A 944-nucleotide genomic window follows, 5' to 3' on the forward strand; every position below is an offset into this window, starting at 1 on the left:
GTGAACCCCTCGACGGCTTCAAGTAAATCAGTACGACCAATTAAGTCTGTCAGCTTCTCTACGCCGAGTGCTGCGAGTAGCTCGCGTACTTCATCGGCAAGGTCAGTAAAATAGTTCATTACCATTTCTGGTAAGCCTTTAAAGTACTCTTTACGAAGGGTTTCATCTTGAGTTGCCACACCTGTTGCACAGTTGTTCAAGTGGCAAATACGTAAGAATTTACAACCCATAGCAACCATTGGTGCGGTACCAAATCCGAAGCTTTCCGCACCAAGAATCGCGGCCTTAACAACATCTAGCCCTGTTTTTAACCCGCCATCTACTTGAAGACGAATCTTATGGCGAAGGCCATTTGCAACCAGTGCTTGTTGGGTTTCTGCGAGGCCAAGTTCCCAAGGACTACCTGCGTATTTCACCGAAGTCAGTGGACTTGCGGCCGTACCGCCATCGTAACCTGAGATAGTGATGAGGTCGGCGTAAGCTTTTGCGACCCCTGTGGCTATGGTGCCAACACCAGGCTCGGAGACGAGTTTCACCGAAACCAGGGCATTCGGGTTGACTTGTTTTAGGTCGAAGATCAGCTGGGCTAAATCCTCGATCGAATAAATATCGTGATGTGGAGGAGGGGAGATTAACGTCACCCCTTGCACCGAGTAACGCAGCTTGGCGATTTCTGCCGTGACTTTGTGCCCTGGTAGCTGACCACCTTCACCAGGTTTAGCTCCTTGCGCAACCTTGATTTGCAGTACGTCTGCATTGGTTAGGTAATGAGGCGTAACCCCAAAACGGCCTGATGCGATCTGCTTGATTCGCGAGTTACGCTCGGTGCCAAAACGACGAGGATCTTCACCACCTTCGCCAGAGTTAGAGTAACCACCAAGACGGTTCATCGCCGTTGCAAGTGCTTCGTGTGCCTCTGGGCTCAACGCTCCGATAGACATGGC

1 protein-coding gene is annotated in these 944 nt (G+C 50.7%); it reads right to left on the bottom strand.

From position 1 onward, the window contains the following. Positions 1-944, bottom strand: a 944-nt coding sequence (locus tag R7R24_RS25225) for a glutamate synthase-related protein (RefSeq protein ID WP_318119846.1), incomplete at both ends; no start/stop codon positions are given.

Source organism: Vibrio sp. 704 (assembly GCF_033339295.1).